Origin of the sequence: Undibacterium sp. RuRC25W (assembly GCF_049339825.1) — a bacterium.
GTDB lineage: Bacteria > Pseudomonadota > Gammaproteobacteria > Burkholderiales > Burkholderiaceae_D > Undibacterium.
This window is the reverse complement of record NZ_JBMPPD010000027.1, coordinates 48,493-68,644: the sequence shown is the minus strand read 5'-3', so window position 1 is coordinate 68,644 and position 20,152 is coordinate 48,493. Positions and strand designations below refer to the sequence as shown.

The 20,152-nt window shown below is 48.5% G+C and carries 16 protein-coding genes and 1 pseudogene; 2 read left to right on the top strand and 15 right to left on the bottom strand.

Annotated elements, in window-relative coordinates; genetic code table 11:
• Positions 1–173: 173 nt before the first annotated feature.
• From ACO0KV_RS13165 to ACO0KV_RS13130, 8 genes are all read right to left on the bottom strand, one after another.
• The gene (locus ACO0KV_RS13165) at positions 174–803 is read right to left on the bottom strand and encodes an ABC-type transport auxiliary lipoprotein family protein (RefSeq protein WP_423042987.1); all 630 of its coding nucleotides are present in this window, start codon (positions 801–803) and stop codon (positions 174–176) included.
• On the bottom strand, positions 800–1,750 hold the full coding sequence (locus ACO0KV_RS13160) for an MlaD family protein (RefSeq protein WP_423042986.1): 951 nt from the start codon (positions 1,748–1,750) through the stop codon (positions 800–802). Before ACO0KV_RS13160 ends, ACO0KV_RS13165 begins: the two co-directional genes overlap by 4 nt.
• On the bottom strand, positions 1,735–2,598 hold the full coding sequence (locus tag ACO0KV_RS13155; RefSeq protein WP_423042985.1) for an ABC transporter ATP-binding protein: 864 nt from the start codon (positions 2,596–2,598) through the stop codon (positions 1,735–1,737). Before ACO0KV_RS13155 ends, ACO0KV_RS13160 begins: the two co-directional genes overlap by 16 nt.
• Complete coding sequence (locus tag ACO0KV_RS13150) at positions 2,598–3,725, bottom strand: MlaE family ABC transporter permease (protein ID WP_423042984.1); 1,128 nt, start codon at positions 3,723–3,725, stop codon at positions 2,598–2,600. Before ACO0KV_RS13150 ends, ACO0KV_RS13155 begins: the two co-directional genes overlap by 1 nt.
• A gap of 7 nt (positions 3,726–3,732) precedes the next feature.
• A complete protein-coding gene (locus ACO0KV_RS13145) occupies positions 3,733–4,770 on the bottom strand; it encodes a zinc-dependent alcohol dehydrogenase family protein (protein WP_423042983.1) in 1,038 nt (345 codons plus the stop codon).
• A gap of 198 nt (positions 4,771–4,968) precedes the next feature.
• The gene (locus tag ACO0KV_RS13140) at positions 4,969–6,120 is read right to left on the bottom strand and encodes an HD domain-containing phosphohydrolase (RefSeq protein WP_423042982.1); all 1,152 of its coding nucleotides are present in this window, start codon (positions 6,118–6,120) and stop codon (positions 4,969–4,971) included.
• 8 nt (positions 6,121–6,128) lie between these two features.
• Positions 6,129–7,553 carry a response regulator gene (locus ACO0KV_RS13135; protein WP_423042981.1) on the bottom strand — a complete coding sequence of 475 codons (1,425 nt, stop codon included), beginning with the start codon at positions 7,551–7,553 and terminating at the stop codon, positions 6,129–6,131.
• On the bottom strand, positions 7,486–9,165 hold the full coding sequence (locus tag ACO0KV_RS13130) for an ATP-binding protein (RefSeq protein ID WP_423042980.1): 1,680 nt from the start codon (positions 9,163–9,165) through the stop codon (positions 7,486–7,488). The genes ACO0KV_RS13135 and ACO0KV_RS13130 overlap by 68 nt, the downstream gene beginning before the upstream one ends.
• A 312-nt stretch (positions 9,166–9,477) precedes the next feature.
• Between ACO0KV_RS13130 and ACO0KV_RS13125 the strand changes: the two genes are divergently transcribed.
• Entirely contained in the window at positions 9,478–9,837 is a 360-nt protein-coding gene (locus ACO0KV_RS13125) for a hypothetical protein (RefSeq protein WP_423042979.1), read from the top strand.
• 47 nt (positions 9,838–9,884) lie between these two features.
• On the opposite strand, the gene ACO0KV_RS13120 is transcribed toward ACO0KV_RS13125, so the two are convergent.
• The 5 genes from ACO0KV_RS13120 to ACO0KV_RS13100 all read right to left on the bottom strand — a co-directional run bounded on the left by ACO0KV_RS13120 (position 9,885) and on the right by ACO0KV_RS13100 (position 15,036).
• Positions 9,885–10,385 (bottom strand): Csu type fimbrial protein, encoded by a 501-nt coding sequence (locus ACO0KV_RS13120; RefSeq protein WP_423042978.1) that lies wholly within the window; start codon positions 10,383–10,385, stop codon positions 9,885–9,887.
• A gap of 8 nt (positions 10,386–10,393) precedes the next feature.
• Positions 10,394–12,649 (bottom strand): fimbria/pilus outer membrane usher protein, encoded by a 2,256-nt coding sequence (locus ACO0KV_RS13115; RefSeq protein WP_423042977.1) that lies wholly within the window; start codon positions 12,647–12,649, stop codon positions 10,394–10,396.
• A 46-nt stretch (positions 12,650–12,695) separates the two neighbouring features.
• Positions 12,696–13,430 (bottom strand): fimbrial biogenesis chaperone, encoded by a 735-nt coding sequence (locus tag ACO0KV_RS13110; RefSeq protein WP_423042976.1) that lies wholly within the window; start codon positions 13,428–13,430, stop codon positions 12,696–12,698.
• A 45-nt stretch (positions 13,431–13,475) separates the two neighbouring features.
• The gene (locus ACO0KV_RS13105) at positions 13,476–14,006 is read right to left on the bottom strand and encodes a Csu type fimbrial protein (protein WP_423042975.1); all 531 of its coding nucleotides are present in this window, start codon (positions 14,004–14,006) and stop codon (positions 13,476–13,478) included.
• Positions 14,007–14,166: 160 nt separating this feature from the next.
• On the bottom strand, positions 14,167–15,036 hold the full coding sequence (locus ACO0KV_RS13100) for a hypothetical protein (protein WP_423042974.1): 870 nt from the start codon (positions 15,034–15,036) through the stop codon (positions 14,167–14,169).
• Positions 15,037–15,348: 312 nt separating this feature from the next.
• On the opposite strand from ACO0KV_RS13100, the gene ACO0KV_RS13095 reads away from it, so the two are divergent.
• Positions 15,349–16,002, top strand: a complete 654-nt coding sequence (locus ACO0KV_RS13095) for a histone H1-like repetitive region-containing protein (protein WP_423042991.1) — start codon at positions 15,349–15,351, stop codon at positions 16,000–16,002.
• A gap of 82 nt (positions 16,003–16,084) precedes the next feature.
• Here ACO0KV_RS13095 and ACO0KV_RS13090 read toward each other — a convergent pair.
• Both ACO0KV_RS13090 and ACO0KV_RS13085 read right to left on the bottom strand, forming a co-directional pair.
• Positions 16,085–18,082, bottom strand: a pseudogene (locus ACO0KV_RS13090) (filamentous hemagglutinin N-terminal domain-containing protein); the annotation flags it as partial.
• Positions 18,083–18,142: 60 nt separating this feature from the next.
• A complete protein-coding gene (locus tag ACO0KV_RS13085; protein WP_423042973.1) occupies positions 18,143–19,813 on the bottom strand; it encodes a ShlB/FhaC/HecB family hemolysin secretion/activation protein in 1,671 nt (556 codons plus the stop codon).
• Positions 19,814–20,152 lie beyond the last annotated feature (339 nt).

Sequence of the window (20,152 nt, the reverse complement as noted above, 5' to 3'; positions counted from 1 at the left end):
TTTGGGTGAGATGTGTGTAGTTCATTATGCAATTTCGACTGGCCGGTCAAAAAGGCACAAATGCTATCGCATCTTGCCCTCATTAACCGGTACCGTTCATAAATTGCACTTCATCCTAGAATTCGCCCAGTCATTCAGCAAGCTAATATATAAAAAAATGCAATCAATGCTGATTAACGCGCCCCTTCATCCTGGCTTACATGCGATCGACAAAACACAAGCAATCGCTGTAATAACTCAGACGTTGCTAGTTTGCTGGCAACGACTTGTCCGTAGGCGTCCTCCGTTGGTGCAGTCTGATCAACACGAAACTCCTGCCATGCGACGATGGTATGCGTTTTATTTTCCGACAAATAGGCACGTAGTCCAACATGAACCACACTTGGATGCACCGTGAAATCTTGTTCTAGTTGGGTTAATTCCAACTCCAACTGATAGGTGGTATTGATCGGATTAGGCGACTGGACGATCACTGTAAATAGACCACTGACTTCGAGCGCATTCATGACCAGAGGCATAAGCATCGTTGCAGGACGTTGCTGCCACTGACTTTGCTGGTACCTATTGATCTGAGACGGACGTCGCAGATACCACATGTTCTTGCTATCCAATCCCGAGGCTGCACGGATGATACTGAGAGTGATGCTCATAGACGATGTGGGTGGTCGGACCACGCTGACGAACGGCGCGGCCTCTAATCGATATTCTTTCTGCGGTGATGGCGATACCGGTTGCAACAGCGAGCAGCCAGACAACAGCAGTCCAGATGCCAGAATGAGATGATTGCAGTCAATACGTTTCATGGCGTAACGAGCTCTGTAGGCGTTTCACCGGGACCGGGAGGCGGTGCTTTGCGGCCGCGTAGCAGACTTGCGGGGTCTTGCTTCATTTGTTCTGCTAACATGGTTAATGTGCTAGAAAGCTCGGTAATTTCTTGCATCATTTTTTGTAACTGAGGTAAGGTATCAACACGGACTTGGTGCACCCCTCCTCCCACTTCTTGCGCGGTTTTTTGTGCATCGGCACTCGCCTCAGCGAGCTTATCTGCCATGGCCGTTATCGCCTCGGCACTCGCGCTCATGCGTGCGATGAGCGGATCGAGTTTGACACTGGCTTGTGCTGTATTGTCCATGGTGATGGCGGCCTTGTTAATGCCGCGACTGATATTCGCTTTCTGTGAGGCTAAACTTGCCATCAAAGCGGAGGTATCTTTGAGAATTGTTCTCAACGCCTGTCTATTTTCATCGTTTAACATCGCGTTAATGTTGGCTGTGGTGTGGTCTAAGTTAGCCATGGCAGTGCTCAAGACATTTTCTAGTCGGGTACTTAACGATGGCTTACTCGGTATTTGTGGATACAACGCGCCGAGCTTGGCCACAAGTAAGGGAGCGGCGGGCGAACCACCACTCAGTTCCACGTAGGCGATACCTGTCAACCCTTGCGTTGCCAGGACGGCGTATGTATCGGACTTAATCACCGTGTCAGGGATCATCGCAAAAATTAATAGTACCTGCTGCGGATCAAGTCGATTGAGCGTAATTGCCTGTACTTTACCGACATTGACGCCTTGGTATTTCACTGGCGCATCCAAATTGAGTCCTGCTACTGATTCATTCATGACAGACAAATATAATTTAGGCTTCTCGTGATGGCCAAGTCCGACGGAAAGCCATAAAACGACGGCAACGAATAAGGTGCCAAGAATTAACACAAAGAGTCCGACGAGGACTAAATTTACTTTGGTTTCCATGCATCCACCTTTGTATCGTGCGCGACGTTAGTGCGACTATGTGAAAGGTGCGCTGCCTGCAGTTGTGCAGCACGCCCACGTGCGCCATCAAAGTATTCACGAATGATAGGATTTGGTAGCTGCGAGAGTTCAGCCATTGAACCTGAAGCGATGACTTTACCCCCACCTAAAACGGCGACATGTTGCGTCACTTGCCAAAGCAAATCCAGATCATGCGTAATCATCACAATGGTTGGGCGATAAACAGCATGCAGCTGTAAAATTAATGCATCGATACCATCTGCGCTTGTCGGATCAAGCCCAGCAGTTGGCTCATCGAGAAACAACAATTCAGGATCAAGCACGAGTGCGCGTGCCATCGCTGCCCGCTTCAACATGCCGCCACTGAGTTCAGCGGGATAAAGCGTTGCAGATTCTGGATGCAATCCCGTCTGCTCCAATTTCCAAAGTGCGATTTGATTGATCGTCGCATCGTCTAAATCGCTATGTTCACGCAACGGAAGCCCGATATTTTCACTAACGGTCAGGGTGCCAAACAAACCGCCTTTCTGAAACATGACGCCACAGCGCTGACGCAACTCGTTCGCCTGTGTGTCGTTTAGATCGGCTAACTCTGTACCGAGAATATTGACACTGCCACTATCTGGTTTATGGAGCAAAATCATTTCTCGCAACAGCGTTGATTTGCCCGATCCACTACCGCCAACGATAGCAAAAATATCGCCGCGCCGTACTTGCAGATCGACGCTATCGTGGACTACCTTATCGCCAAACCGAGTACAAATATGCTTCATCTGAATCACATAGTCATCGTTGATGGTATCGGTGGTGGCATTTTCTGAACGCATTAAAGATCCAGCAAGTTGAATACAATCGAAAAACCAGCGTCGAGCACAATCACAATAAAGATGGATTGCACTACACTGCGCGTCGTCTGCTGACCAACACTGTCGGCATTGGCCTTGGTACGAAAACCTTGATAACAACTAATCAGAACAATCACAATGGCAAAAATCCACGACTTACCAAGACCGATGAGCAAGGTTTTGAGCGGAATTTCAGTTCCAAAACGGGCAATGAACTCATGGGGTGATACCTGAAGCCGACTATTGGCCATCCAAATGCCGCCAAGCACACCAAGCAAATCGGCAAACAAGGTCAACAACGGCAAGGCAACCATGAGCGCAATCAACTTGGGCAGTACTAATAAATCAATCGGCTTAATCCCGATCGTTTTAAGCGCATCAATTTCTTCCGTGACGAGCATGGTTCCGATCTGCGCTGCATACGCAGATCCCGAGCGACCAGCAACAATGATGGCCGTGATCAACGGAGCAAATTCTCTTAACATCGCATAGCCAACCAATTCCACAACAAATATATTGGCCCCATAATGTCGAAGTTGATCGGCACCTTGATAAGCAATCACGATGCCTAATAAAAAAGAAGTCACGCCGACAATTGGCAACGCATTGACGCCGTTGATCTGGAGATCATGCAAAACACTGCGAACCCTGGCATGTCCGGGATGGCGTAAAACATCCATGAATGCGACCGCAGTTTCACCAATAAAACTGAGTAGGGCGAGATTGTTTGCCCAGGCCACAACACTCACTTTGCCGATCGTTTCTACTATTCCTGCGCGGCGAGGCGACTGGACGACTTGTTGAGACCTTGGCGGCAAGCTGGCTAGTATGCGTTGATATTCCGGCGGCCAATCCAGCATATTAATTTGCGTGCCGTCTTCTTGTAATTTTTTTAGTCGTGCCTGTAAAACCCAGACGGTAATGCTATCGATTTTTGTTATTTTCTTACCGTCCAGTTGCAATCGGGGTGGTGGTGAACGAAATAGCAAATCAAGTTGGCGCACCACCGATCCTAACTGGCACACAGTCCATGAACCCGATAGCTGCAACATGCCGATGGCGGTTTGTTCTATTTTGGCGTCTATTGGTGCGTCTATTGGTGCGTCCATTTTTGCCTCACATCTCAATAATGACCTTGAGCGCATTGGTATCGGCCGCATGTCCAAACGTGTTATAGGCCTTAAGAATCTCAGTAAGTTTGAAATGATGGGTAATGAGCAACGTCGCATTGAGTTTTTTCGATTCAACGACCTTGAGTAACATCGGTGTACTGATCGTATCCACCAGCCGTGTCGTTATCGTCAGATTGCGATCCCACAGGTTCTCCAGATGCAGATCGACTTTTGTGCCATGCACACCAATATTGGCGATCGTGCCACCTGCACCGATAATTTTCTCGCAAAGCTCAAAGGTTGCAGGGATCCCTACCGCCTCGATGGCCGTATCAACGCCTCTCCCGCTGGTTAATCTCATCACTTCTTCATAGGCTTTACCATCTTTACTATTGACAGTGTGTGTCGCGCCAAATCGCTTTGCGACGGCGAGTCGGTTATCATCGAGATCGATCATGATGATGTCGGCAGGCGAATAAAATTGTGCTGTCAACAAGGCGGCCAGCCCGATTGGTCCAGACCCGACAATAGCGACGGTGTTGCCAGGTTGCACCTTGCCGTTGAGCACGCCGCATTCAAACCCTGTTGGCAAGATGTCGCTTAACATGACCAAAGCTTCCTCGTCGGCACCATCAGGAATGGGATACAGACTGGTATCGGCATAAGGAATACGAACAAATTCTGCCTGCGTACCATCAATGGTATTGCCTAGTATCCAGCCACCTGTGGTGCAATGAGAATACATTTGCTTGCGACAAAATGTACATTTGCCGCATGCGCTAATACATGAGATTAAAACATGATCTCCGGGCTTAAATTCTGTCACAGCAGAACCGACTTGCTCGATCACGCCAACGCCCTCATGACCTAGAATACGTCCTGGTTGGCAGGTCGCAACATCCCCTTTGAGAATATGCAAATCGGTACCGCAAATCGTTGTTTTGGTCACGCGGACGATCGCATCCGTCGTATCAATCACGATTGGTTTTGGGCATTCGTCCAGCGATTTTTTGCCGGGTCCATGATAAACAAGTGCTTTCATCGGTAATTTCCTATCAACGTAAATCAACGTAAATCAACATAAATCAACATAAATCAACATCTGTTTTACATGAAGCATTCACAAAAAAATACACCAACCATCAGGTCACTTTACGTAGCGATGCCGCGAGTAAAACTTTACCTAAACGAAGATACTTCTTCAGTACGCCAACGTACCTTTAAGGGTGTCATTTTTACGCTATACAGAATCTTTGACACCCAGATAATCGCGTTTGTTTTCGATCTCCCGCTCTGCATCAGCAAATCGCAATGCAATACGTTGAAATTCATCTTCGATCGCAGCAAAAGCGTCGTAGATATCCGCGTCGAAATGCGTACCACGCCCTTCGGCCATGATGACTTTGGCTTGATCATGGGATATTGCGGCCTTGTAAATACGGCGACTAATTAAGGCGTCATAGACATCTGCCACCGCCATCAAACGCGCCGGAATCGGAATGGCATCGCCGATCAGTCCCTGTGGATAACCACTACCATCCCATTTTTCTTGATGCGACAAGGCAATCGTTTTAGCAAACGATAAAAAATCGACCGTTGTACCGAGCGCGGTTTCCGCATGGGAAATAGCGTTATATCCCAAGGTCGTGTGGGTTTTCATAATCTCAAATTCTGCGGGATCCAAACGACCCGGCTTCAACAGAATGCGATCAGGAATGCCGACTTTTCCGATGTCGTGCAAGGGCGCCGATTTAAACAGCATATTGATATTGTTTGGCGTCAAAAATGCACTAAAACGTGGATGCGTTTTCAGTTTCTCTGCTAACGCTTTGACATAAAACTGTGTACGACGGATGTGGCCACCGGTTTCTGTATCGCGCGTTTCTGCCAGAGAAGCCATCGCTAATATGGTGACATCCTGTATCGCTGATAACTCGCGAGTACGCTTTTCTACTTCCAACTCAAGATAATCGTTTTTATCTCGCAAAAAATCGGCCATCGTCTTGAGCGCAAGATGCGCCTTGACCCTCGCTTTGACGATGGGAAGACTGATCGGTTTGGTAATGTAGTCAATTGAACCTAGCGCTAAGCCTTTTTCTTCGTCTTCGACGTGATCCATCGAGGTCAGAAAAATAACGGGAATATTCATGGTCACAGGATTACTCTTTAGACGCCGACATACTTCATAGCCATCCATATCCGGCATCATGATATCGAGTAAAATCAAATCTGGTGGTGTCGCTGAAGCAGCAATTTTCAATGCCAGGTCGCCACAATTAGCAACCTTAATCCTGTAGGTATCACTCAGCAATTCGCTCATTAACATGAGGCTGTCTGGTGCATCATCGACCAGTAACAGGGTTGACTTCAAGGGATAATCAAGTTCGACCATAGCATCTCTCAGTCAGTGGGTGATAACGAACGTAGCGCACTATCGAGGAGGACTAATGCTGCTTCGTAACGAAAAGCGTCGATGTTTTCAGCGATCAAGGCATACTCGTTTGGAAAAGCGGCGCGGAGTAAATCGGCGTTCGTGCTAGTGACTTTGTTGGCTTGTGCATCATGCTCGCTAAGTAAAGTGCGCAATGTGAGGCACAGTTTTTCTAGCTTCACGTGATCAATTTCGGTAATACTTGGATTATCCTGCTCGCGCGGCACGATCCGCTCTATTTCGGCAATTAATCGTTGAAGAGGCTGAACGATCTGATGAAGAAAATCATCGACAGCCGCACGTGGCTGATGTGACCGTATCGCTGTTTCTAGTTGCGCTAGCAATGTTGGTAGCTGGGTTGCACCTATGTTGGCCGATGCGCCCCTCAGCGTATGCACTACGCGTTCCGCTAATATCCAATCCTCCTTATTCAAGGCATCCGTAATATCAGCCACCACTGTCTTTTGCCCTGCCAGAAACATATCTAACAGCTTTTGATACAGTTCTTGTTTGCCGAGAAGCCGACGCAATGCCACTTTGGTATCGAGCACGCTGGCCTGCCTCGAAAGGTTCTCCGCCAGTATCACCAGTGAAAGCGGCGGTGTCATATCGGGCGTTAATACTGGCACAACGGCTGTTTCGTCCTCAAGACCAATCACCGTTTGGGTGGTCTGTGTAGGATGGAGAGGGGTGACCCATTTTAAGATGGCTTTCCACAAATCCTCTGGCTCAATTGGTTTAGGAACATGGTCGTTCATCCCAGCAGCAAGGCAGCGATCACGGTCGCCCTTCATTGCGTTAGCAGTCATCGCTACGATAGGCAAGTCTTTGCAACGCGGATCCTTGCGAATTTCTATGGTGGCGGTCACACCATCCATCACTGGCATCTGCATATCCATCAATACCAGTTGATAGTCAGCGGCGCGGACTTTGGCGACGGCAATTTCGCCATTTTCGGCCAAATCGACATTAAATCCAGCGCTACGTAAGAGCTCAAGAGCGACCTCCTGATTGAGGTCGTTATCTTCAACGAGCAAAATGTGGGCACCGCGAATGGTCGCTAATTGTTTAAAGGCCGCAGTCTGTCCATTTGCCGTATCGGTACGTAGAGCAGCGCCGTTATCATAAACAGTATCGCCACTGCCATCGCTATGAATATCGTGGATATCATTAAAAAGACGCATGACGCTGTCAAATAACATGGAGGCATTGACTGGCTTGATCAAGACATTTTCAATTCCTGCTCTTTCTGCTTCTTGCAATACTTCTTCTCTGCCATACGCGGTCACCATCAACATATGGGGAATAGCATTGAGATTGAGTTTTTTAAATTCTTCTTGCGACCTCAATACCGTCCATGACGGGCATTTGCCAATCCAGAAATAAAATTTCATAATGACTGTTGTCACTCGCCGCATTTTGTACGGCTTCGATTGCCTGCTTACCTGATGAAACTTCATCTACCTTAAAACCCATACTCGTTAGCAATGTGACGATGACGATCCGTGCATTATCATTATCGTCGACGACCAGAACACGCTTGCCGCGCATTTCGGTTGACAATGCCAATTTGCGACGTTGACCGATACCTTTGCCTAAACGTACCGTAAACCAAAATAAACTCCCTTTGCCAAGTTCGCTTGTGACGCCGATTTGTCCGTCCATTAATTCGGTCAGCGTCTTTGCAATCACGAGTCCTAGCCCGCTACCGCCATATTTACGGGTGGTCGAGCTATCGGCCTGAGTAAACCGTTGAAACAACTTAGCGATTTCTTCTTGGGTCATACCGATACCTGTATCGCGTACAGAAAATTTAATCACCACTTCTTTCTCAGTCTGCTCAACCAGATTCACGAGAATATCGATTTCTCCCTGGTCAGTAAATTTGACTGAGTTGGTACCTAAATTAATCAAAATTTGGCCAAGTCTGATTGGATCTCCAATCAACAGTGGCGGCACATCTTTAGCGACATCAAATATCAGTTCTATCCCTTTGGCGGTCGCTTTTTCTGCGATGAGATTCGCGATGGTTTCTAAGACTTTGTCTAACTCAAATTCTGTCGATTCTAAGACGAGCTTTCCGGCTTCGATTTTAGAAAAATCTAGTACATCGTTGATAATATTGAGTAAATGTCGGCTGGCGCTTTTTATCTTTAGGATGTAATCACGCTGGTGAGTGGTCAATGCCGTGTTCATCAATAAGTAGGACATGCCGATGATGGCATTCATTGGCGTACGAATTTCGTGACTGATATTAGACAGAAAATCCGATTTCGCTACATTGGCTTCTTTTGCACTCGCAGTGGCAATAATGAGTTCTTCATTCTTCAGTTGCAGCGCAACGAGCATTTTTTCAGACTCGATATGAATAAGATTGGTAGCGCGTTGTTGCGCTTCTTTGTAAATCAAAAAAGCAATAAGGCAAGCAACGAAAAGTGTCGCGATGCTGCCCACGACCATGAGCATAAACAGGTAGTTCATTTTTGATTGAAAACTTGCTTCACGCTGAATAAGCAATGCATCTTCAATGTGGTCATAGCTGGCGACCTCTGCACGGATAGTATCCATGAGCTTCTTTCCTTCAGCACTTTTGGCGCGCACAATCTCCGTCGTCAATTCATTATCCCGCTTGAGATCAATCAGAGATTTCACGATAGCCAGTTTCGCATTGACGAGCGGAACCAATATTTCTAAGTGTCGATGAGAAATAGCCAATTGCTGCATATCCAGTAGTTCTTTAAGATCAGCATTAACGGTAGCAACCGCAGTCAGGTAAGGGGTTAAATAAGTCACGTCGTTAGTGATAACGTAACCACGTTCACCAGTTTCTACATCCTTCATGAGGGATAGAAAATTATTCACCTTGGTAATAAGTGTGACGGATCGGTTACGAATTAAAACGACATTTCCCAATTCTGAGTAAGCCAGAAATGCAGAAAAAATTCCCATCGACGCCAACAAGACGCCGATGACAAATAAGATAACAATTTTATGCGTTGATTTCATGGGCAGTTTGTTTCACCTTATAGTCAGTCGACGCAGTAAAGAAGATGGCACCAATCTCATTGCGATGACGTGAAAAAACGACGAAAAATTGCATGGATGAGGTGACATACAAAGCAAAAAATCATTGCTTAGTTTGATTGGCTAATGCACCACGTTATCGGTATTAAACATCTTAGGCTGTTCGGTGGCGCACTTTATGTCTGCGATTTTTTGTCAGTTCTCTTTGTTCTAGTTCGTGACGCAAAATAAGTCTTCAGTTTCACCGTATGTTGCCGTTAAAGAACAGCCCCCATCTCTTTCTGAAATGACCTTATGCCTATTCGTACCGTCTTTGGCTTTTTATTGTTTAATTTACTGCTGAGTCAATCAAGCGCGGCTGGCGACATTCAGATTGCTCGTGGCAAGTTAAACGTATCAATGATTGTGTTGGCTTCCTGTGACGTCTACGCCAATAGCAAGATATTATCTGTAGTCGCAGACTCGGTGATTGCTCACGTTGGTTGCCCACCTGCCTTTCCGTTTCAGGCGAGTCTGACCTACGTTGCCAAGCCTGGTCTTGTTACAATGCGTGGCAATAACGACCTCGTCTTCACTGGCTCACGTCGTATTGAGTTACCGCGATTATCTAGCATCACCGACAGCGATCACGCCGTTCTCACTATTGCGTATTAATATAATCTCTGAGTCAACACATTGTCTGAATGAGTACCTCAACTACCTCAATACGAAATCGTTACTACCACACTATCAACATAACTCCCAGCCGCAGCTGTACGCTGATTCCCTAGGATGCGTGCCCATATCGGCTGCGTGTAAGTATTTCTTCCACTGATCTGCATGGTCACACTCCCCCCAGTTCCATCACCCAGCACTTGCGTGCGGGTGGCATCGGTGTAGAGGTTATAGATGAGTGTATTTTGCTTGGCGTTAGTCATTTTTCGTCCCCCAGAATAAGTCGCACCTTTACCACTGCCAAGGCTGATACTCAATATCACGTTAAAGGTACTATTACACTGCATGACCAGCGAACCCGTGGTGTCCAGATTGCTTGATGCCAATGGATTATAGGCACCAAAGGCAACGCCACCACCAGTGACTTTGCACCAAGCTGCATGCGCTCGCCCACTCCCTGCAATACAACAAACGAGCAGCAGAAAACGTGTCAACCTCTTGAAGTCAGTGTGTGTTTGATAGCGACCACTGTTTTTTGGATAAGGCATGTGAGTCCTCAACGACTTTTTGCACATTGCAATGGCGCTAACCTCGGAATGGCTGCGCCAGAATCTGGCATGTCGACGCTTAATTCACAAATAGGTCCTCCCGGCGGCCGTGCGATCACATGGTTTTCTTTAAGCGATGGCAGTTCAACAAATACTTCACCGCGATTACCTGATACAAATGGATGTTCCATGCCAACAACGTCAACTGGCGTCCACGGTGGTAGCGGCTGGCCATCAGCTTGGATAATCACCAGCGTCGCACTGCGTACCCTGCGCACCTCAAAATCAATGATGACGCCACCTTTACTACGTGGTATCACACTCTTTTCGATCTCGTTCATTGCAGCGTCTATCGGTAGCGAAAGCGGATCAATACTGATACGATTTTCCTGATACGGCTGTAGATTACTAACTACCGCGCGACCGCGTTGATTGGTTTGCGTCACTTCCTGGTTTTCTAAATAAACTGGTACCCCGGAAAAATCTTTCGTCTGCACGACGGCAAAACTTTGGTTGAGTATCCTTGAAAAATAAATGCCGCCATCAAGTATGACAATGCCCCCGGCAGCATTGAGTCTCGAACTGACTTCGCCACCCTGGCGTACAACATCCGCCTGAAAACTGCCGTACTTCTGATTGCGTGTAACGCTCGCCTCCTGACGAGAGATATTTTCGGCATCACCATTGAGTACCGCAAGCCGATAACCTGTCCCCTCATCGAGTGGCGTCGCTTGCTGGAAATCTGTGTATAGCGTTTTGGAACCCGCTTGCCGATTGAGCGTGGTACTACCTGAATGACTTTGATCAACATTCATCGTCAGCGCCAACCCGATGGTTGTGCCGACCGTCGACAACGGCTTAATCATGGTTAGAGATAAGAATGCACTATCAGTGATGCGATGCGCATAGTTCAGATTAATGATGCGGGTCAGACTCTCGCCCTGATTCTGTTGGCGCAGATAATTCACTGAAAAAGTTCCATTGGCTAGTGGCGCATTGAGTTGAACTGCGCCAAGTTGTCGCGGAAGATTGGCAATATCGCTGCCGATCTGTCGAAAACTAAGGCTATTGAGCTGTATGCGCGCATTAGCAGACCAAGCGCGACCGAGATAACCGTAACTGAGACTACTCATTACCCCTGGCACCAGTCCCTCTGCGTGACTGACCACCAAGGAGCCTTCGATCACGCTGCTGATGGCAGGCATCAGTCCAGCGACGGAAGCCCCGGTGACCTCTAGCCCTTTTTGTAATTCGATGCGCATCTCTGCTGTCAGGCTATTACTAAGCCCTTGACGATACGTTGCTGTGGCAAAAGGATTGGAATACCCATTATTCGGAAGACTGTAATTCTGTCGGAGCCAGCCGAATTCAATCGAGTCTTTGACAAGACCTTCGCGCAGCAGATCAGGACTGACGAAGAACGGCTGGGAAATGACTTGTTGCCGCCCAAGTAAATCCGTCACCACAATCTTCGCCTCGCCATTGCCTGTAATCACAGGAAGATTCTGAATCGCAAACGGCCCAGCACCAACCTTCTGGTGCGTCTGCAATATATTATTGACGTACACATCGACGGTTGACGGAAGCAGAGTTTTACCTGAAATACTGGGCCGTGGCATCGTAATAAAGTCAGGTCTAACAGCGAAATTTGTCCCATATTGAAAACCGCCAAAAAGTACCCCAAGCCCCCATGTTCCGGTGCTACCAAAACTATCGCCAATGCGTAGTGTTTTGATCTGATCGACCTGATCTATCTCAAAGGTGGTCATCAACCGCGAACTTCCTGCGCTACCAACAGTGAAGCTACTAGTGAGCAATCCCTTGCCACTAAATAGGCCGAGATCAAACAAGGCTTGGTTGGCACTGACACCACCGCCGTGCGTTAATGATAAATCGTAATTAAAATAAGCCCCTGGCGAATAGGGAGCAACGTTTCTCGCTGACACCTTAGCAATATCGAGATGCGTAGGTAAAAAAGTATCGGACGGAGCGATGATATCGACTTCGCCCTGCTCATGATTCCATCGATAGGTCAAACCGTGGATTTTCATCAAATCAAAATAAATGCTCTGGTCTGCCGCAATGATCTGTGACTCACCTGTACGCAAACCCCATATACTGAGAAACGATGCCGAAGCGAACAACTGGCCAGTTTGATCCTGCATAAAAACGACACCAAGGTTGTCCCCAGGTAGATCGTTGACTGTGACTGCAAGAAGTACAGGACGATAGGGTAAATCCGATGGTGCTGCATAGGCGAACATCGCCACATGCTGCACCATTAGCAGCATAACAAAAAGGGAACTAAGCTTACGAACACGTATTCTTAACATCGACCGTAAACGAACCGTGATCCGTGAACGCCGTCACCAAGAAGCTTTTTCCTACAGCGGCCGGTGCGATCTGCGCCAACTTCCAATTTTTATGCGCCTCGGGTAAAAGATAGTCGAAAGTATCCCAACGTGCTAGCTCGTTTCTTTCGGTGACACTTTCCAACACAATGCTGCGAAATTGGGTGTGCACATTGCCAATATTAGTCACCCGGAGTGAAGCACCGTCCACTGCACATTCAAGAGAAACATCAAGCGCTGGTTTAACAACCGCGACGGGCGCGACAAAGACGGGCAAGTCGTGCCGTATCACCAGCCGTGTCTGTGTGTCATTGGGTGAAAACAGCGGCGGTACTTCCTCAACAAGTAAGCGGTAAGCGGCTTCTTTGTTTGCTGGGGGCGCCCCACTTAGACCTACGCGAACAATTTGTTTGGCACCCGGGGCTAAACGAAACGTGACGGGCGTCACGATGAGGTCTTGTGACTGTTTGTAGACATAATTTTGACCATCAATGATCCATTTATTCAGTGTCACTTGCATTACTGATTCTTCAGTGCCGGTATTACGTACGGTCAACACCGCTACTTTTGCAACGTCGGATAGATTGATACGGACCGGTGTCAATTCAATGGATCCTGCCTGGCTACCTGCTGCGGCAACGAATAGTACAAAGGTAAGCAGCACGCATTTTGGATTCCAACGGGAGATATTCATGATAAGCGATCAGTAGGTGAGTTAGTCGGTGAATTAGTCGGTGAATTAGTAGGTGATAGTGACATTGATGGTATCGGCATACGCTACTGCGGTCACATTCTGTCCTGCAAAAATCCGACCATAAGCGGAGATGCTCTGCACGGTTCCTGTGCCGGTTCCAGCGACGGGAACGCTGGCGAGCGTGCCATTACCCCAGATCGTTGTTCTTCCCGTGTCAGAATAAATCGTATAGGAAAGCGATTGTGCACCCGCGCTCATCTTCCGAATGGCGATTGTGGCACCTGTTCCGGCACCAGCATCTAGTGCGACGGAATATGTCGAACCCGAAGTACAGTTGACCGTCACAGTTCCTGTCGCATCGACATTGCCAGCAGTAATCGCTGCGCTCGTTGCACTACCGAACGCCAACGTCGAGGTACCGACAACGCAGGATGACGATACTGTCGCGCTGACGGACATCGGTCCACTTGCCGTCGCGCTGTACGCTATCTGTGTAAAACCAACCATCCCTACCATCACAGCAAAGCGGAATACGCTGATCGTTTTTTTGGCAATGCATTTCTCTGTCTTCATCATTCAACTTTCTTTTTTATGTAGGTATTGGCGAGTTGTGAAACACAGCAAGCGAAACGCCTTATTGCGATCAATCCATCTGTTACGTTCATCATCCATGGACTTTTCCAATCGGACTGTTCGATAACGCACCTCAAACGACACTTTTTTGCAGACAAATCATTTACTCTTTTTTTACGTTCGATATCGTCTTATGCAAGATCATTTCCTTTTGTTCGACGACCCCATACGAGGCAAAAGTTTCGCGCATCGTCTTAATTTCTGGCAGCACATAAACGATCCCGTCTGTCCCTGTAAAAACCGGATGCACGACGTTATCGTAAAAGGAAACTGGGACATTGATACACCCATAGGAAATGCGCTTATCAACAGAGGTCGCCGTTGCTAAACGTTGTAGGCGGCGCTCTGTGGGATTGGTGGTGATCACTCGATGTAGCGCAATACCTGCATCGTAGTCCACCCAAAGAATTTCTTCTCCACGTGCATCACGCCCTAATGCGGCGATAAAGCGCCCCGCTGACGTAGTGCGTTCCTTTGGCCTAATTGCTGAGATTGCGCGGTCGCCAATGCCTGGTACGGTTTCGTCACCATAAGCCATCCCGAGTAATGCTCGGGACGCACCGCGCAAACTTCCATCAACATCAAAGACAAAAACTTTGGCATGGACTTTGTCAACAATCAAGAATGGCTTATGCTGATGATCGCCTGATGTCAGTACCCAATCTGCCATGGACATCACCTTTGATGATGCTTTTTCGTGTTTAAAATTTGCGCGTCGTGGAGAATCTAGAACGACAGCTACGAATGAATCAGGCGCAACATTAACGTTGTCGCTATGGGTGGCGGAACTCAATATCAATTGTACTGAAGCATTGTCTGCCGCTACGGCAAGACAGGGAATAAGACTAGCAAGTAGTACTCCTCCATACATTCTCTTGAGCATGAACACCCCCACCATACAGATATTTGTCAGGTGTAGATGCCATACTTTTTTCCAAGGAGGTAACCCTTGCTGTTGTTGAGAATATCTCATCAGTCTATCTCTACTTCTCGCATCTTCAATGTACTTAATGACGCTCCGGCTTAGGCTTACGTTGAGGTGCTACATAGATCACAGCAGGTGGTGGTGGCGGAACCAATGTGACTACCAACGGAGTAACGACAGGCGGGGCCATTGGCGCTATTACTGGAGGAACAATCGTCAACAGTTGCGGCGGTGTATCCGGTGGTATGAAGACAACCAATGGAGAAACTGGAGGAGTGACCGCAGTTGGAGGCACAACAGATTGGATGATAACTGGCGGCATTTCAACGGGCGTTAAGACGATAGGAGGTTCAACGACCGGTGGCTCGACAACTGGAGGTACAACAACCGGTGGTTCGACGACAGGCGGCACAACAACCGGAGGTACGACAACCGGTGGTTCGACGACCGGCGGCACAACAACCGGAGGTACGACAACCGGTGGTTCGACGACCGGAGGTACGACAACCGGTGGTTCGACGACCGGCGGTACGACGACAGGCGGTACGACGACAGGCGGTACGACGACAGGCGGTACGACGACAGGCGGTACGACGACAGGCGGTACGACGACAGGCGGCACGACGACCGGCGGCACGACGACAGGCGGCACGACGACAGGCGGCACGACGACAGGCGGCACGACGACAGGCGGCACGACGACAGGCGGCACGACGACCGGCGGTACGACGACCGGCGGTACGACGACCGGAGGCACGACGACCGGAGGCACGACGACAGGCGGCACGACGACTGGAGGCACGACGACTGGAGGCACGACGACAGGCGGTACGACGACCGGAGGCACGACGACTGGAGGCACGACGACAGGCGGTACGACGACCGGAGGCACGACGACAGGCGGTACGACGACAGGCGGTACGACGACCGGCGGTACGACGACCGGCGGTACGACGACCGGCGGTACGACGACCAGCGGTACGACGACAGGCGGTACTACGACCGGAGGTATAACAACGGGTGGCGCAGAAATGGCTCCGATCGTATTTGCACTCCCCGCATTCGGTCCGCAGCAAGAAACCGGTAGCGCATAGTCAGTCGCGTTTGTACCAGTAAGGCTATAACCTGTGAAGGTGATTGCTTTAGCTGTACCAATATCTGCCGTATCGAATATGGCGTTACTACTTGGACTAGCGACCAAGGTCACTCCGGCGGGAGAACCCTGCAAAGATGTCAGCGTCGTCGCAGTTGTACCATCGTAGGTTTTGTCTCCTCCAGTCGCAAACACAAGCATATATTGCTTGAGGGTAGAACCTGATGTTAATACAAAATGAGACGAATAATCTGTTGGCGTAGAATAGGAGACCGGATTATAGTCAATCGTCACCGGAGCATTTGGACCAGTCACCGTAATGGGTGGGGTGAGTGGAGCAAAAATGACTGTACCGCCTGCAACGCCGGGACCCGTACCATCAATACCTGCATTTAATACCAAGCCTTGCGGTAGCCCCAAGCTCTGTGCGGGAATAATGCTGCCTCTGGTCAGCGTAATTGCCCCGCCGATATTCAGATTGTTACCGGCGCACATCATGATATTGCCATCCGTCGTCGTTAAGGCAGCGACAGCATTCAAATTAACATCGCGTCCGCCACTCAACAGGACACTGCCATTGGTTGTGACGATGGCGGCATTAATATTAACGTCACGTCCACAACATACCGCAACATTCCCATTAGTCGTTGTGACTGCCGCATTGATGTTAACGTCACGCGCAGCATTCAATGACAGGGTCGTCGTGCTTGGCGCGGCTGTCCACGTTACGGCCTGATTAATATTGATGTCACCATTTCCGGTCGTTGTCGTGTTAAGACTAGTCACTGGAGGGCTTCCGGGTGTTGTGGTGGTAGAACCGTTCGCCGTGCTGATAACAACACTGTTCGTCACCAATAGAGCCGAGAGCGCCGCACCACTGATGTTCGCCGTGGCGCTGCTATCGACAGTAAAATCAAGTGGATCGATCAGCCAAGTACCAATTGCCCCTTGGGGCGCCGCGGTAGTGATTTTGGCGTTATTTGTGACGAACACATTCGCGGCTGACGTTTCAATCGTACCGCCATTGCCACCAGTCGGCGCACTAGCATCGAGCGTACCACTCACATTCACCGTACCGTTTTGCATACCACCAAGAAGCACAATTGTGCCGTTTCGTTTGCCGATGCTTTGTGCCTCAATGATGCCACTATTATTAACGACACTTTGAAAAAGGTTCGTCGTTGCCTGTGCTGTCATTAGCGCATGCCCGCCGTTTGCTTGGATCAAGCCACCATTTTGCACCAACGCGTTCACCACACCTTGGCTCACTGCGACATTGAGCAAGCCGTCACCAGCCACATCAAGTGTCATGACGCTACCAGCTGCGAGAGCTACCGTGCCGAACTTCGCCATGATCGCACCTTGATTGTTGACGTTAGCGCCAAGTAACGCGACATAGCCGCCATCGATATTGGTATTGATCGTTCCCTGATTGAGTATGGTGCTTTTACTTGTACCGGCAAATTGATAGTTGCTTGCCATAAAATCACTGTCCTTGATGTTCAAGGTGGAGGCAACTAAACCACCGACATTCACCGATGCGCCTAAACCGAACAAGATACCGTTCGGATTAATCAGAAATACTTTACCGTTAGCAGTGAGGCTTCCTAGTATGCTGGAAGGGTCTGCACCAATGACGCGATTCAATGCGACCGAATTGCTATTAGGCTGGATAAACTGAACCGATTCACCCACTGCGACATTGAAGCTTTGCCAGTTAATGACAACATGTTGGGTCGACTGCGTAATCGTCGTATTGACACCGTGATTGTTGATGTTGGCACCACCTGATGTGACGATACCGCCACCGGGTCCCGCATAAGCGATGGATCTACATACGAGCACTAAGGAAATGGCCAATGTCGTCAGGATCAGTTGTCGACCAACGTTCCTCACGCTGGCACGTGAGGCGTTTTTTTGCATAACACTTTTTGTGTTTTCAGATACCGTTACAAAGAGGCCAAGCTTATCGTTCCAGACTGATCGATAAATGATGTTCATGATATTTTTCCGATCTTTTCGGTGACTGACTTTAGCCAACGTTGGTTATACTTATCGTTTTCAAAAAAACTTCACAGCCTGGATCCAGAAACGACTCTTTGAGTCTGGGGCGGAGGTCGCTACTGTATTGCCTAACTTATGCGCCCAATAAACCTTCATCGAAAAGTTATTCACCGTCTCCCAGGTCAATCCAACACCAGCACCACTCAGCGTTCGCGAATTCAATTCGGATATCCATGGATGATGGTTAAGCCTTACTGTGCCAGTATCAACAAATCCGACCAATTGGATTTGTCCTGGCATGTGTTCAGAGAACCACCGCAGTCGTTTCCTAAGTTCGACATTAAGCACATAGCCCTGATCCCCGTACGCCTCCCCTTCAGGATAAGCGCGTACTGCATAGGCGCCCCCCAGCTCCATTTTTTCAGAGACATCCAGATTCTTTGTAGCTAATTGCGCATTGATCACACCATAAAGCGAGATCGTGTCAGTCAGGGTCTGGAGCCTTGAGAAATTAAAACCGAACTTGGCATAATGTCCGTTGGTTTGCGCCATCGCCTGATCTTCAGTCAACGTCAGCGGCGAACGTATATCGAGATTTCCGGCAGTCACAGTCCATGCGTAACTACTTAGACCACCGCCCCCCACATTATCTAGATGATTACCATAGAGACTTGCCGTTAAAACGGTTGCTCTCTTATTGACGAAGGTCGATGTCATATCAAGATCATCTTGAAAAGTTCTGGCATCAAGATTGAGCATGAAGTTGAGATTAGTATTGCGCGAACGGATCAGTGGATAACTACCAAATACGCTAGCAATCGTCGCTGTTCCGTGTGCATTCAATCGTTCAAACTCATTACCAAGTCGGTATTGCAGGAGCGAGTATGACGCGCCAATTTGCATCTTGCCGGCAGGCATCTGGTAGGTCACACGGCCGTAATACAGTCCGCCTGAAAACGAATCTAAAGTCCTAAAACTAAGTACGTCACCATGCCCAGATAGGTCGTTCAGATTCACGGTCGCACCTGCACGGTTTGCACCGGTATATCGATTACCTTCGTTATCCGCTTCAATACTTCCTGTCACAGCTTGTCCTGGTTCTACATCAACGATGAGATCCGATACACCAACTGAATTACCGGGAATCAAGGTGGATTTAATGCTGACGCCCGGTAGGTCTGAGAGCAATAAAAGACGATGTTCAAGTGGCACAATGGCAATGGGATCACCGCTATTCAACCCCATGAGTACACCATTTGGCACGCCAGAGACGAGCTTTGTCTGGTTGCGCAGTGTCACCACGCCATAGCGTCCCTCAATGACAGCAATCGTCACCACGCCATCTTTAATGTCCTGCATGGGCAGATAGGCTTGCGCCACAAAATAGCCGTTACGGTGGTAATAGTCGGCAATCTTCATTGCCATACCACGTAACTCTGATAGTGTCATTGCACGATCAGGTGTAAAACCCGTCGTAGCAATGAGCTCTTCTTCGGTATACAAGATTTGCCCAGTCACATGTAGCGACTTGACCAAAATAGTCGCACCGTCCGCGGCAGGAACAGCCTGCATACTATTTTTTTCAACCTCAAATTCCAGTGAATTTTTCTGTGGCACCGGTAAAGGTGGAATCTGTTGCATCTGCCCCCCTGCGCTTGGTAGGTCAACTGCAAAGGCACTTTGGATGAGCGCCAATGAAGTGATCGCAACTATTTTGATTCTTAACATAACCTCTCCTCGCGCTTTTTTATGCAACACCGTTAACTTTTAAAAACGCAACAAAAACAATATTGCGTTGAATCTGAATGTTGAATAGAGCGTAGATATTTGTCAGTGCTCTATCGCACTGATCCGGAACTAAACGTCATCCCTTGTGATATGAATTAATGTTGAAGAAAAAGGGCGAATGAGGAAATCGACACAAAAAAAGAATTTTTTCGGCAGCTCGTATGTGGAAAAAACAAGCTATTCGCTCTTACTGTCATGAGGATAGTACGTCGTATCGTACTGGGTAGGCCTTATCTGTCGAACCAACAAATTGCGTAAATTGTGTGCTACCGCACAGAT